The sequence below is a fragment of the Streptomyces sp. NPDC020731 genome (assembly GCF_044334705.1).
Classification (GTDB): domain Bacteria; phylum Actinomycetota; class Actinomycetes; order Streptomycetales; family Streptomycetaceae; genus Streptomyces.
Map to the genome: position 1 here is coordinate 72,234 of NZ_JBIRTN010000008.1, position 13,614 is coordinate 85,847.

Here is a 13,614-nt window from a genome sequence, read left to right on the forward strand (position 1 = left end):
GGGCCACGACGCTCAGGCGGTGTGCCGCGCGGCGTTGGCGAGGATCGCCTCCTTGAGGTGCGCGGCGAGACCGGGCCGCAGGGAGTCGTAGAACGCCTTGAAGCGCTCGTCGGAGACGTACATCTCCGCGAAACACCGGTGCGTCTCGTACGGCACCTCGAAGTACCACCTGCTGATGTGCTGCCGGTGCTCCTCAGCCAGGTCCATGGCCGCCTCGCCCGACGGCTGCTCCCCGGCGGCCATCAGGGCGGCGTACCGCTCCTGCCAGTCGTCGACCTCGGCCTGGACGCGCTTCCAGTCCTCCTTGGTGTAGCTCGCCGTGCGGCGCTGCGACTCGGCGTACGCCTCGGTGCCGCCCCATCGCTGCTCCGCCTCGTCGGCGTACTGCTCGGGGTCCTTGTCCCCGAACACCTCGAACTTCTCCTCGGGTGTGAGATCGATTCCCATCTTGCGTGCCTCCATGGCGTGTTCCACGGCCGCCGCCATCTTCCGCAGCTTCTCGATCCGGGCGGTCAGCAGTTCGTGCTGGCGGCGCAGATGCGCGCGCGGGTCCGCGTCCGGGTCGTCGAGCAGGACGGCGACCTCGTCGAGCGGGAAGCCGAGCTCTCGGTAGAACATGATCTGCTGCAGCCGGTCGAGGTCGGTGTCGCTGTAGCGCCGGTGCCCCGCGTGGCTGCGCCCGCTCGGGACGAGCAGACCGATGTCGTCGTAGTGGTGCAGGGTGCGCACGGTGACACCGGCGAATCCGGCGACCTGTCCCACGGAGTGGCTCACTTCCGCTCCCTTCTCGGTACACGCTCCACCCTGGGTCCTCACGCCACGTGAGGTGCAATCCGGTTACTGATTTGTCCGCTTCATCCGTTTATCGTGTGCGCGTGGCCCAGGACAGCGCACAGCAGGCACCCCCCGCCGCCCCGGCACGCGCCCTGCTGCCGACCATCGTTCCCGCGCTGCTCGTGGGCGCGGTGACGAGCCTGGTCCTGGTGGGGGTCAGCACGGCGGCCGAGGAGCTGCAGGACGTGCTCTGGCAGGACGTACCGGACGCCTTCGGCGTCGGCAGGTACTCCGTGCTGTGGATGTCCGTGATGCTCGTCGCCACCGGGATCGCGGTCGGGCTGGTGGTGTGGAAGGCACCGGGCCACGCGGGCCCCGACCCGGCGACCACCGGCCTCGACGCGCCGGTGCTGCCGCCCTCGGTGCTGCCGGGGCTGCTGCTGGCGACCGCGTTCGTGCTGGCCGGCGGACCGAGCCTGGGGCCGGAGAACCCGATCATCGCCGTGAACGTCTCGCTGGCGGTCCGGCTGGGCACCAGGGCCTTCCCGCAGTCCCCGCAGCGCGGCTGGGTGGCGCTGGCGGAGGCGGGCACGATCGGCGCGCTGTTCGGTACGCCGGTGGCCGCCGCGCTGGTCATCTCGGAGGCGCTGGCCGGGCAGCCGGTCAAGGGACGGCTGTGGGACAGCCTCTTCGCACCGCTGGCCGCCGCGGGGGCCGGTGCGCTCACCACCGCGCTGGTGTCGGAGCCGAGTTTCGATCTTCACCTGCCGCCGTTCGGACGGCCCGGCTGGGGCGACCTGCTGGCGTCCCTCGTGGTGGCCTCGGTGGGCGCGGTGCTCGGCATGTGTGCCGTGTACGCGTTCCCGTTCGTCCACGGGGTGTTCCGGCGGCTGCGGCACCCGATGCTGATGCTTCCGGCCGGTGGGGTGGTGCTGGCCCTGCTGGCGGCCCTGGGCGGGCATCTGACCCTGTTCAAGGGACTCGACGAGATCGCGGAGCTGGCACACGATCCGGACGGCTGGTCGGCGGGCGGGTTCGCCACGATGACGGTGGTGAAGCTGGCCGCGCTGCTCGTCGCCGCGTCCTGTGGCTTCCGGGGCGGGCGGATCTTCCCGGCGGTGTTCGTCGGCACCGCGCTCGGACTGTGCGCGCACGCCCTGGTGCCCGGGGTGCAGCCGGCGGTGGGCGTGTCGGCGGGCGTGCTGGGCGTCCTGCTGGCCATCACCCGGCAGGGCTGGGTGAGCCTGTTCGTCGCCGCCGTCCTGGTCGCCGCGCCGTCGGTCATCGCCCTGCTGTGCATCGCCTCGCTGCCGGCCTGGCTGCTGGTGACGGGGCGCCCGCTGATGCAACTGCGGAAGGACGGGACGGCCCTGCGATGACCCCCTTCCACTCCCCCGCTCCCCCGCTCCCCGAGATCAGGAGGCACTCGTGCCGCTCCACAAAGGCCCGCAGCGCGACGAACGCCCCATGTCCGTCAATCCCTTCCTGGGCCCGGCCAATCCGGTCGGGGACATGACCGAGGCACCACCCAGGCACCGGCTGCCCGACGCTCCCATGGCGCCCTCGACGGCGTATCAGCTCGTGCACGACGAGCTGATGCTGGACGGCAACGCGCGGCTCAACCTGGCCACCTTCGTCACCACCTGGATGGAGCCGGAGGCCGGGGTCCTGATGGCGGAGTGCCGGGACAAGAACATGATCGACAAGGACGAGTACCCGCGCACCGCCGAGCTGGAGCGGCGCTGTGTGGCGATGCTCGCCGACCTGTGGCACGCGCCCGACCCGTCGAAGGCCGTGGGCTGTTCGACGACCGGTTCGAGCGAGGCGTGCATGCTCGCCGGGATGGCGTTGAAACGCCGCTGGAGCAGGCGCGATCCCGCGCCGGGTGCCCGGCCGAACCTCGTCATGGGTGTCAACGTCCAGGTCTGCTGGGACAAGTTCTGCGCCTTCTGGGAGGTGGAGGCCCGCCAGGTGCCCATGGAGGGCGAGCGGTTCCACCTGGACCCGGGGGCCGCGGCCGGGCTGTGCGACGAGAACACCATCGGGGTCGTCGGCGTACTGGGCTCCACCTTCGACGGGTCGTACGAGCCGATCGCCGACCTCTGCGCGGCGCTGGACGAGCTCCAGGAGCGCACCGGCCTCGACATCCCCGTGCACGTCGACGGGGCGTCCGGCGCGATGGTCGCGCCCTTCCTCGACGAGGACCTGGCGTGGGACTTCCGCCTCCCGCGCGTGGCGTCCATCAACACCTCGGGGCACAAGTACGGGCTGGTGTACCCGGGCGTCGGCTGGGCGCTGTGGCGGGACGCGGACGCGCTGCCCGAGGAACTGGTCTTCCGGGTGAACTACCTGGGCGGCGACATGCCGACCTTCGCGCTGAACTTCTCCCGGCCGGGCGCGCAGGTCGTGGCGCAGTACTACACGTTCCTGCGGCTGGGCCGGGGCGGCTACCGCGCGGTGCAGCAGGCCGCGCGGGACGTGGCCGGACGGCTCGCGGAAAGGATCGGGGCACTCGGCGACTTCCGCCTGCTGACCCGGGGCGACCAGCTCCCGGTGTTCGCGTTCACGACCGCCGACGACGTGACGGCGTACGACGTCTTCGACGTGTCCCGGCGGATGCGCGAGCACGGCTGGCTGGTGCCCGCGTACACCTTCCCGGCGAACCGTGAGGACCTGTCGGTGCTGCGGGTGGTGTGCCGCAACGGCTTCTCCGAGGACCTCGCCGACGTGTTCGCCGAGGACCTGACCCGGTTGCTGCCGGAACTGCGCCGGCAGCCGCACCCCCTCACCCACGACAGGAGCGCGGCCACCGGCTTCCACCACTGACACCGGCTAGCGGCTGAGCCGCGAGAACCGCCGTACCGCCAGCGGGAAGAACACCGCGAGCAGCGCCAGCGGCCATACGACGGCGGCCCACACATGCCCCGGTTCGCCGCCGGGGCTGCCGAACAGGTCGCGTACGGCCGTGGCGGTCTGGGACATGGGGTTCCATTGGACGACCGTGCCCAGCCAGTCGGGCATGGACTCGGGGGCCGCGAAGGCGTTGGACAGGAAGCCGACCGGCCAGACCAGGATCTGCACGGTCTGCACCAGTTCCGGCTTCCCTGCGACCAGCGCCAGGTGGATGCCGATCCACAGCATGGCGAACCGGAACAGCAGGAGCAGCCCCACGGCGCCCAGGAAGCCCGCCGGGCCGCCCTGGGCGCGCCAGCCGAGCGCGGCGGCGACGGCGAGGAGCACCGCCAGGCCGAGCGCCGACTGGAGCATGTCCGCGGCGGAACGGCCCACCAGGACCGCGCCGTTGGCCATGGGCATGGAGCGGAAGCGGTCGACGACGCCCTTGTTGAGGTCCTGGGTGACCGCGACCATCGTGCCCTCCAGGCCGAAGGCCATGGTGAGCGCGAGCATGCCGGGCACCAGGAAGTCGAGGTACTCGCCGCTCACGCCCCGGCCGCCGCCGACCAGGTAGCCGAACATCAGCAGCAGCATCACCGGGAAGACCAGGTTCACCACCACCGCCACCGGCTGCCGCCCCCAGCGGGCCAGCTCACGGCGGGTCATGGTCCAGGAGTCGGTCAGCGCGTACGTCGTGGTGGTCACGCGGCCTCCTTCACTCGGTCGTCGTGCCCGGTCAGCCGCAGGAACACCTCGTCGAGCGTGGGCCTGCGCAGGGCGATGTCCTCGGCCTCGACGCCGGCCTCCTCCAGCGCGCGGACGACCCCGGCCAGGGCCGCCATGCGGTCGGTGACCGGGGCGCTCAGCAGCCGCCGGTCGGTGTCCACCGTGACCGCGTCCTCGGGTACGGGGAGCAGGGCGACGGCCGCGCCCAGCTGCCCGGCGTCGCGCAGGACGACGTCGATGCGGTCACCGCCGATGGCCGCCTTGAGCTCGTCCGCCGTGCCGTCGGCGACGACCCGGCCGGCGTCCACCAGACAGATGCGGTCGGCGAGCTGGTCGGCCTCCTCCAGGTACTGGGTGGTGAGCAGGACCGTCGTACCGCCGCCGACCAGGGAGCGGACCGACTCCCACACCTCCGCGCGGCCGCGCGGGTCGAGGCCCGTGGTCGGTTCGTCCAGGAAGAGCACCTCCGGTTCGGTGATCAGGGAGGCGGCGAGGTCCAGCCGGCGCCGCATGCCGCCGCTGTACTGCTTCACCGCCTTGTGTCCGGTGCCGGAGAGCTCGAAGCGCTCCAGCAGTTCACCGGCACGCGCGCGTGCGCGTCGCGCACCCAGGTGGTGCAGCCGGCCGAACAGCTCCAGGTTCTGCCGGCCGCCGAGTTCCTCGTCGAGCGCCGCGTGCTGGCCGAGCAGGCCGATGCGCAGCCGTACGGCGTACGCCTCGCGCACGACGTCGTGTCCCGCCACCTCGATCCGGCCCGCATCGGGCCGCAGCAGGGTGGCCAGGATCCTCACCAGGGTGGTCTTGCCCGCGCCGTTCGGGCCGAGCACCCCGTGCACCGTGCCGCGCGCGACCGTCAGGTCGAGCCCGTCCAGTGCGGGTTTGCCGTTCCTCCCGCCGCTTCCGCCGTATGTCTTGCGTGCGTCCTCGACGGTGATCGCCGCGTCGGCCACTGGGACTCCCTCGCTAGTCAAAGTTGACTACACCACCAAGGTAACTCCGTCGCGGGCATTGGTCAAACTTGATTAGCGCGCGGCCGGACCGGCCGGCTCAGCGCTCGTCCCCCGGGTGCCGCTCCCCCGTCGCGTACGGGTTCTCCTGGTCGTCGGCCAGGACGCCGACGAACGGATCGCCCTCCCCGGTGAAGACGTAGGCCCCGGACCCGATCCGTCCGATCAGCCCGCGGGTCCACTCGGCCTCGGCGTCGGCCGTGTGGACCCACAGGTTCATGATCTCGCCGATGTGACCCAGCGGTTCGGGGCCGCCCTCGGGCACGTAGTGCTCGGTGACCGCGGCCCGCCACTCCTCGATGCGCCGGACCCGCTCCTCCAGCAGCGCCACCGCCTCCTGCCGCGGCAGATCGACGATGAAGCCGATGGCCGCCGACTTCACGTCCATCTTCTGGTCGTAGGCGACGAGGGCCTCGCGCAGCAGCGCGTAGTACTCCTCGACACCCGCCGCGGTGATCTCGTACTCCGTGCGCGGCGGACCGCCGGCCGTCGAGGGCGCGATCTCGTGCGCGTGCAGCAGTCCCTGCTTCGCCATCTGCTTCAGGGCGTGGTAGATCGAGCCGGGTTTGGCGTTGGACCACTCGTGCGCGCCCCAGAACTCCAGGTCGTTGCGTACCTGGTAGCCGTGGGCCCGCCCGTGCTGGCGCACCGCGCCGAGCACGAGGAGACGGATCGCTGACATGCGCTCCAGCGTAGGACGCCGGGCTTCACCCGAAGGAGCTGCCCCGCTCCTTCGCGACCAGTTCGAAGGCGGTGGCGCCGTCCAGGGACTCACGGATGATGTCGGCGTGTCCCGCGTGCCGCGCGGTCTCGCGGATCAGGGTCAGGGCCAGCCAGCGCATGGAGACGCGCCCCTCCGGCGGGAACCACGGCTGGTCCGGCAGCGCGAAGGTGTCGTCCAGGCTGGGCACGGAGCGGATGAACGCCTCCGTCTCGGCGGCGACCTTCTCCCAGTACGCCAGCTGCGACGCGACGGTCTCCTCGCCGACCAGCAGGAAGCACTCGTTCCAGTTCGACTCGTCCCGCGCGACCGCCGGCGCCTCGCCCCTGGCCCGGGCGACCCAGCCCTGTTCGACCTCGGCGACGTGCTTGATCAGGCCGGCCAGGGACAGTTCACCGGCGGTGGGCCGCTCCGCGGCCTGCTCGTCGGTGAGACCGAGCACCGACCGGCGGATGCCGCCGCGCTGTTCCTCCAGGAACGCCAGCAGCGCTCCGCGCTCGTCGCCCTGTGCTTCAGCGGGAACGTGAGTGACCATGACGGGCCGCCTTTCGCCGGACGGGGCTCCTTGCCCCTGACACCGACGACGCTACGGGCCCTTGCGGCCAGGTTCTGTCCGCAAGGGCCCGGCAAGGGAATGTCCCGGAAGGTCGGGCCTCAGAACGGGAAGCCGCTGCGCCCGTGCTGTACCGAGATCCACTTCGTCGTCGTGAAGGCGTCCAGCATCGTGTCGCCGTTCAGCCGGCCGATGCCCGAGTGCTTCTCGCCGCCGAAGGGGACGATCGGCTCGTCGTGCACGGTGCCGTCGTTCACGTGGAACATGCCCGTGTCGATCTGCTTGGCGAAGTTCACACCGCGCTCGATGTCACCGGTGTGCACGGCACCGCTCAGACCGTACGGGGTGTCGTTGACGATGCGTACGGCCTCCTCCTCGCCGTCGAACGGGACGAGGAAGGCGACGGGACCGAACACCTCCTGCCGCAGCAGGGCCGAGTCCGCGGGCAGGCCGGTGAGGACGGACGGCTCGACCAGGTTGTCCCTGCGCGCGCCCCGGACCAGGGCGGTGGCGCCCTCGGCCAGTGCCTGCTCGACCACGCCGGACAGGGCGTCCGCCTGCCGGGAGTTGATCACCGGGCCGATGACCGTCTCCGGGTCGCGCGGGTCGCCGGCCTTGAGGGACGTGACCTTGGCGACGAACTTCTCGGTGAACTCGTCGGCGACCGACCGGTCCACCAGGACACGGTTGGCGGCCATGCAGACCTGGCCCTGGTGGACGTACCTGCTGAAGACGGCCGCGTCCACGGCGTAGTCGAGGTCGGCGTCGTCGAGGACCACCAGCGCGCTGTTGCCGCCGAGTTCGAGGACCGAGCGCTTGAAGAGGGAGGCGCAGACGGTGGCCACATGGCGGCCGACCGCGTCCGAGCCGGTGAAGGAGATGACCTTCGGGACCGGGTGCTCCAGGAAGGCGTCGCCGATCTCCGCGATGTCGGTGATGACGACGTTGAGCAGACCGCCGGGCAGACCCGCGTCCTCGAAGATCTTCGCGATCAGGGAGCCGCCGACGACCGGTGTGTTCTGGTGCGGCTTGAGCACCACTCCGTTGCCGAGCGCGAGCGCGGGGGCGACCGACTTGAGGGAGAGCAGGAAGGGGAAGTTGAACGGGCTGATCACGCCCACGACGCCCACCGGCACCCGGTAGACGCGGTTCTCCTTGCCGTCCACCGGCGAGGGGATGATCCGGCCCTCGGGGCGCAGCGACAGGTGGACCGCCTCGCGCAGGAACTCCTTGGCGAGGTGCAGCTCGAAGGCGGCCTTCAACCGCGTACCGCCGAGCTCGGCGACGATCGCCTCGGCGATCTCCTCCTCGCGCTCCTCGACCAGCCTGAGCGCCTTCTCGAACACCGCGCGACGGGCGTACGGATTGGTCGCCGCCCACTCCTTCTGCGCGCGGGCGGCCGCCTTGTACGCCTGATCGACCTCGTCGACCGTGGCTATCGTGATCGACGCGAGCTTCTCGTCGTCGTACGGGTTGAAGTCGATGATGTCCCAGGAGCCGGTGCCCGGGCGCCATTCGCCGTCGATGTACTGCTGAGCCAGGTCGGTGAAGTACGACGACATGTGATCCCTCAATCCCTTGCTGCATCAGCGGAGCACTGATCGACTGCATGGTCTGATCGAACGTCATCGTACTTGTGTTTCATGCGAGTTGAGGTGTGCTCAGGACATGTGCAGCAGCCCCCGCAGAAGGTCCCGGCTCTCCACGGAACCCGGGCTGTCGTGCTGGAGCTCCTTGAGCGCCTTCTCGTACTGGGCCACGTCCTCGGCCTTGTCGAGATACAGCGCGCTGGTCAGCTGCTCCAGGTACACGACGTCCGACAGGTCGGACTCGGGGAAGCTGAGGATGGTGAACGCGCCCGACTCGCCGGAGTGCCCGCCGAGGCTGAACGGCATGACCTGCAGCCGGACATTGGGCCGCTCGGAGATGTCGATGAGGTGCTGGAGCTGGCCGCGCATCACCGCGCGGTCACCGTACGGCCGGCGCAGGGCGGCCTCGTCGAGGACGACATGGAACTCGGGGGCGTTCTCCGCGACCAGGTACTTCTGTCGCTCCAGACGCAGCGTCACCCGCCGTTCGACGTCCTCCCCGCTCGCCCCCTTCATGCCGCGCCGCACCACCGCGCGGGCGTACTCCTCGGTCTGCAGCAGGCCGTGCACGAACTGCACCTCGTACGCCCGGATCAGCGAGGCGGCGCCCTCCAGACCCACGTACGTGGGGAACCAGCTCGGCAGCACGTCCGAGTAACTGTGCCACCAGCCCGCCACATTGGCCTCCTTGGCGAGGGAGACCAGTGACACGCGCTCCTGCTCGTCCGTGATGCCGTACAGCGTCAGCAGGTCCTCGACATCCCTGGTCTTGAAGCTCACCCGGCCCAACTCCATCCGGCTGATCTTCGATTCGGAGGCGCGGATCGAATAGCCCGCCGCCTCGCGCGTGATCCCCCGCGCCTCACGCAGTCGCCGCAGTTGTGATCCGAGCAGCATGCGCCGCACCACCGATCCCGGCTCTCCCGCGCTCACGTTCGCCAGCCTCCCCAACGTCTCCAGGGCCCGCAGTCTGCCACTAAAACACTTCGAGCAGTACTCGTCCGGTTACGGAAACGGAATCCAGCCGAGGATTCCGATCAGGAAGGAGCACGGAACGGGCACGGAAGGAGAAGGAAGGAGACAACGAGGAGGTAAGGGAACAACCGGAAGAGGGCAGGAGGATGACGGAAAAATTGGCCAACAAACCCGTACGGCAGGGAGGATTTCGGTCAACTGCACGTGCATCTGCCCTTGCATCTGCTGTACGCATCCGAAACCATGGTCTCCGCACCACCGCAGCCTCGCTACGACCGCGAATTCCCGGGAGTGCCTCGCATGGGGACGAATGGATCGACCATGCTCGAGCCGTTACGGCAGGGCCTTCCGCCGCTGAACCTCGCGGCCGCGTCCGACGCCGCCTCCTGCGCCCTCTCCGCCCGTTACGAAGCGGTCCGCGAGGCCCGGCAGTTCACCCGCAAGACACTCGACCAGTGGGACCTGGGCGACCGTTTCGACGACGTGTGCCTGGTCGTCTCCGAACTGGTCACCAACGCCCTGCGGCACGGCCTGCCGGCCGACACCCCGCGGCCGACGGCACCGGACCCGCCGGTACGGCTGCATCTGATGCGGTGGACCGAGCGGCTGGTGTGCGCGGTGCGCGACCCCAGCGGCGACAGCCCCGTCGCCCGCGAGTCGGACGACTCCTCCGCCGAGTCGGGCCGGGGGCTGTTCCTGGTCGAATCCTTCAGCGACAGCTGGGGCTGGCACCCGATGGCCGGCGCGCTGAGCGGCAAGGTGGTCTGGGCCCTGTTCCGGCTCCCGCGCCCCGTCGACCACCCCCGTCCCGGCACATGAAGAACCGCGGCGCTTCCGGGCGCCGCGGTTCTACGCGCGTCGGCGCCTCCTGAACCACTCCGGTCCCTTCCGGAGCGCCCCGGGGCGCCTCGTCCGTCCCGGCAGGCCGGTCAGCCGGCGACCAGGTGATCGAACTCACCGTCCTTCACGCCCAGCAGCATGGCCTCGATCTCCGCGCGGGTGTAGACGAGCGCGGGACCGTCGGGGAAGCGGGAGTTGCGGACGGCCACCTCTCCGCCGGGCAGCCGGGCGAACTCCACGCAGGAACCCTGCGAGTTGCTGTGCCGGCTCTTCTGCCAGGCCACGCCGTCCAGCCCGGTGGCCGCCATGCCGTTGTACACGCCGGACGCGTCGGCACCGTCATACAGGTCACCGTCGTACACGTCGTGGTCCACAGGTCGCTCCCCGCTGGTGCACTGGCTGGTGTGGCCATTGATGCAGTAGTCAACTGACCGGGATCATAGCTTTGTTCATGTGCAGATGCATGGACAGATGCACGTGCACGCGGGGTGTTCCCGCGATTACAGCCTTGACGGTCGCGCCGTGCCCGCTTTGACGGACGCTTTACCGAACCCCGCTTCCTAAGAGACGCACGCGGGGGCCTTTCTGTTCCATCGTGTTCCCTTGTGTGTTCTCCGCGTTCCCTGCGCGTCGGCCCACCGACCTGCCGTGGACATGCGGTGCGAGGTCTGTCACGGAGGCTGGTGGGGTGCCGGGTGGGTCCTGTTAGCTGACGACGGTCGTCCGGCCGACGGGGCCGGCCACAGCTAGGGGGCTCGCAGTGACTTCGGAGGCTTCGGTGACGTACTCGCCCGCATCGCCGCCATCGCGCGGGCCGCGCTCCCGGCGCGTACGAGCAGCGGTCGCGGCCGTGGGGCTGGCCGGCGCGCTCGCGCTGACCGCGTGCGGCGGGGACGGCTCCGACGGCTCGGGGGACTCCGCGACCGGTCCCACCCCGTCCGCCACGGCGACCGCGGACTCCGGTGGCGGCACCGGGGGCTCCGGCGCGAGCCGGGCTCCGGCGGGCGAGCTGGAGGGCAGCTGGCTCACCACGGCCGACGGCAAGGCCGTGGCCCTGATGGTCAACGGCGAGGAGGCCGCCCTCTTCGCCACGGGCGGCACCGTGTGCAGCGGCACCGCGCGGGAGCAGGCCGGGACCCACTCGATCCGCCTGAAGTGCTCCGACGGCACCGAGGACCGGGCGAGCGGCACGGTCGATTCCGTCGGCAAGGACTCCCTGAAGGTCACCTGGGAGGGCGCCCTCGGCACCGAGACGTACACCAAGACCGAGGGCGGCTCCCTCCCGACGGGACTGCCGACGGCGGGGCTGGGCTCCTAGGGGGTGTCGTTTGGATCAGGCCGGTTTCAGGCGGCGGCGCCTCACAGCCGAGCCGGGCGGGTTCCGGTGCGTGCGGCCGCAAGGCGGAGGAGGGAGTCGACGCGGAGCGTCGAGGACCGACGACAACGCCGCAGACGTGCGTGCCGGACCCCGCGACCCCGGCAAGATCCAAACGACATCTCCTGGGTCCTCTCGTCACATTCCCGCCGTCAGCCCGGAGGGCGGGTGCATGCTCTCGGCGTGTTGGGCCCCGGTCCTCGTACCGGACGTACTCGGGTCGGGGCCCGGTGCGGCGGGAGGGCGCGCACGGCGTCTCGGGGCAGGCGCGGCGGGAGGGCGCGCACGGCATCGCGGGGCAGGCGCGGCGAGAGGGCGCGCACGGCATCGCGGGGCGGGTGGGAATTCGACGACAGGGCCCGGGGCCTGTCCGCGGGGCGGATCGGTGGCGGGTGCGTGATGATGACCGGTGGGCACCTCCACGAATCCCAGAGGATCACTCATGCGCACCACGCCGATCGCCGTCCCCACCGTCCTCGCCGCACTCCTCCTGCTGGCCGCCTGCGACACCGGGGGCGGCGACGAGGGCGGCGACGGCAAGCGGGAGAACACCGCCTGCTCGGTCGACACGGTGAGCATGGAGGTCGGGCCCGCGAGCATCGCGCCGGCCGCCGGGGACACCGGGGAGGTTCCCGTCAGTTTCACCAACCAGAGCGCCGCCTGCACCCTGGACGGCTTCCCCGAGGTGCGGCTGGCCGGTGCCGGTGACTCCGCCACCGTCGAGGTGCCGTCCACCGAGGGCGCCACGGCCCAGAAGCTGACCCTGGCCAAGGGCGAGTCCGCGTCCTTCACCCTCACCTACGAACGCGGCACGCGCGGCGACGGCGCCTTCGACGCCGAGAACCTGCAGGTGGTCCTCTCGGGCACCCGCAGCTTCCGCTGGACGTACGGCCCGGTCGCGGCCGACGGACCGTCCGGCCACAAGATCTCCGTGAGCGCCTACCAGCAGGCGGGGGACTAGCAGCTCAGGGGAGGTGCGGGCGGGCCCTGACCTGTGCGTCGTCCGCCGCGCGGGCGCCCTCCTCCCAGCCCGCCGCGTCGCTCACCCCGCGCAGCCGGGTGGTCGTCGTCTCCGGGAACAGGCGGTCCGTCCGCTCGGTGACCGCCACCGCGCGGGAGGCGAGAACCGGGAGCAGATCGTCGCTCACCTGGGTCTCGGCGACAGCCGCGAGACGCGTGCCCACGCGGTGCGCGTAGGCGGCGAGGAAGGACTGCCGGAAGGTCTTGGTCCGCTTGCGTCCGCCCGCCCGCTGCGCGGCCTCCGCCTTGCTCATCGCCGTGGAGGCCTGCACGAGCAGTGAGGTGTAGAGGAGTTCCACCGCCTCCAGGTCGGAGGCGAAGCCGACCACGGTGGAGAAGCCCAGCGGTTCGTTCCACACGGCCCGGCAGTGGTTCGCGCCGGCGACCGCGTCCAGCAGCACCGCTTTGGCCTGCTCGTACGGCGGCTCCACCCCGATCCGGCAGGCGCCCGGCGTCGGGGCCGAGGGCTCTCGCGTGGCGAGCAGCGCCTCGTCGACGCTGTGCCGCGCCATCAGTTCCTGCGCCTTGGCACTGAGCGCCTCCGCCTCGTCCGGGAACCCGGTCGCCTCCGCCTTGGCCAGCAGCGCGCGGATGCGGCCGAGCATGCGGGACTCCGGCCGCCGGTCCCGTGGGTCCGGGGCGGCCCTCTCGTCGAGGGGTTCGAGGGCGGGCAGGCGCAGCAGCAGGCGGTACAGCTCCAGGACGGCCGTGGCGTACGGGAAACGGTCGCCGCGCGGGGCGTCGTCCGCCCCGATCTCGTCCAGCTGGGCCTTCCAGCGGGGCCCGCGCGGCCGGTCGTCGCGCGGTGCCTGCGCGCGGATCAGCGCGGAGACGAGCCGTACGTGGACGTCGTCCAGCTCGCGCCGGACGATCCGTACGACGTCGGCGGGCTGCCAGCCGCGCCGCCAGGCGGTCGCCACGAACTCCTGGCCCCGCCGGGCGAGTTCGGCGTCGGCCGCCGGGTCGGCGGCGAGCAGGGACGCGCCGGTGTCGAGGGCGGTGTCGCCGGTGTCGTAGAGGGCCGCCCGGAAGGCGCGGTCGACGGTGCTGGACGTACTCACGGGCCGATCGTGCCATGTCCCGGAGATTCACCCCTAGGTGTCAACTTCGGGTTGACGCCTAGGGACTGTCAACTTACG

Annotated in this window: 14 protein-coding genes; 5 read left to right on the forward strand and 9 right to left on the reverse strand. The window is 71.2% G+C overall.

The genetic code is table 11. From position 1 onward, the window contains the following. Positions 1–12 precede the first annotated feature (12 nt). The gene (locus ACH4VX_RS14185; protein ID WP_398367673.1) at positions 13–774 is read right to left on the reverse strand and encodes a MerR family transcriptional regulator; all 762 of its coding nucleotides are present in this window, start codon (positions 772–774) and stop codon (positions 13–15) included. A 101-nt stretch (positions 775–875) separates the two neighbouring features. Here ACH4VX_RS14185 and ACH4VX_RS14190 point away from each other — a divergent pair, with 101 nt between their 5' ends. Continuing rightward, positions 876–2,153 carry an ion channel protein gene (locus tag ACH4VX_RS14190; protein WP_398367674.1) on the forward strand — a complete coding sequence of 426 codons (1,278 nt, stop codon included), beginning with the start codon at positions 876–878 and terminating at the stop codon, positions 2,151–2,153. Between the two features lie 49 nt (positions 2,154–2,202). Further along, positions 2,203–3,600 carry a glutamate decarboxylase gene (locus ACH4VX_RS14195; protein ID WP_398367675.1) on the forward strand — a complete coding sequence of 466 codons (1,398 nt, stop codon included), beginning with the start codon at positions 2,203–2,205 and terminating at the stop codon, positions 3,598–3,600. Between the two features lie 6 nt (positions 3,601–3,606). Here the strand turns inward: ACH4VX_RS14195 and ACH4VX_RS14200 are convergent, their stop codons facing one another. From ACH4VX_RS14200 to ACH4VX_RS14225, 6 genes are all read right to left on the reverse strand, one after another. Then, on the reverse strand, positions 3,607–4,335 hold the full coding sequence (locus ACH4VX_RS14200) for an ABC transporter permease (protein ID WP_398367889.1): 729 nt from the start codon (positions 4,333–4,335) through the stop codon (positions 3,607–3,609). A 35-nt stretch (positions 4,336–4,370) separates the two neighbouring features. Next, a complete protein-coding gene (locus ACH4VX_RS14205; RefSeq protein WP_398367676.1) occupies positions 4,371–5,345 on the reverse strand; it encodes an ATP-binding cassette domain-containing protein in 975 nt (324 codons plus the stop codon). Positions 5,346–5,442: 97 nt separating this feature from the next. Then, entirely contained in the window at positions 5,443–6,084 is a 642-nt protein-coding gene (locus tag ACH4VX_RS14210) for a PadR family transcriptional regulator (RefSeq protein WP_398367677.1), read from the reverse strand. Positions 6,085–6,109: 25 nt separating this feature from the next. Further along, positions 6,110–6,658, reverse strand: coding sequence for a DinB family protein (locus ACH4VX_RS14215; protein WP_398367678.1), 549 nt, complete (start codon positions 6,656–6,658; stop codon positions 6,110–6,112). 119 nt (positions 6,659–6,777) lie between these two features. After that, positions 6,778–8,238, reverse strand: coding sequence for an aldehyde dehydrogenase family protein (locus ACH4VX_RS14220; protein ID WP_398367679.1), 1,461 nt, complete (start codon positions 8,236–8,238; stop codon positions 6,778–6,780). Positions 8,239–8,337: 99 nt separating this feature from the next. Next, positions 8,338–9,162, reverse strand: a complete 825-nt coding sequence (locus ACH4VX_RS14225) for a helix-turn-helix domain-containing protein (protein ID WP_398367890.1) — start codon at positions 9,160–9,162, stop codon at positions 8,338–8,340. Between the two features lie 399 nt (positions 9,163–9,561). On the opposite strand from ACH4VX_RS14225, the gene ACH4VX_RS14230 reads away from it, so the two are divergent. Then, positions 9,562–10,059 carry an ATP-binding protein gene (locus tag ACH4VX_RS14230; RefSeq protein WP_398367680.1) on the forward strand — a complete coding sequence of 166 codons (498 nt, stop codon included), beginning with the start codon at positions 9,562–9,564 and terminating at the stop codon, positions 10,057–10,059. Between the two features lie 110 nt (positions 10,060–10,169). On the opposite strand, the gene ACH4VX_RS14235 is transcribed toward ACH4VX_RS14230, so the two are convergent. Further along, positions 10,170–10,454 carry a DUF397 domain-containing protein gene (locus ACH4VX_RS14235; RefSeq protein WP_398367681.1) on the reverse strand — a complete coding sequence of 95 codons (285 nt, stop codon included), beginning with the start codon at positions 10,452–10,454 and terminating at the stop codon, positions 10,170–10,172. A gap of 386 nt (positions 10,455–10,840) precedes the next feature. Between ACH4VX_RS14235 and ACH4VX_RS14240 the strand changes: the two genes are divergently transcribed. Together ACH4VX_RS14240 and ACH4VX_RS14245 are read left to right on the forward strand one after the other, a co-directional pair. Continuing rightward, on the forward strand, positions 10,841–11,398 hold the full coding sequence (locus ACH4VX_RS14240) for a hypothetical protein (protein ID WP_398367682.1): 558 nt from the start codon (positions 10,841–10,843) through the stop codon (positions 11,396–11,398). 499 nt (positions 11,399–11,897) lie between these two features. Further along, complete coding sequence (locus ACH4VX_RS14245; RefSeq protein WP_398367683.1) at positions 11,898–12,416, forward strand: DUF4232 domain-containing protein; 519 nt, start codon at positions 11,898–11,900, stop codon at positions 12,414–12,416. 4 nt (positions 12,417–12,420) lie between these two features. Here the strand turns inward: ACH4VX_RS14245 and ACH4VX_RS14250 are convergent, their stop codons facing one another. Beyond that, positions 12,421–13,536, reverse strand: a complete 1,116-nt coding sequence (locus ACH4VX_RS14250) for a DUF2786 domain-containing protein (protein ID WP_398367684.1) — start codon at positions 13,534–13,536, stop codon at positions 12,421–12,423. Between the last annotated feature and the right edge of the window lie 78 nt (positions 13,537–13,614).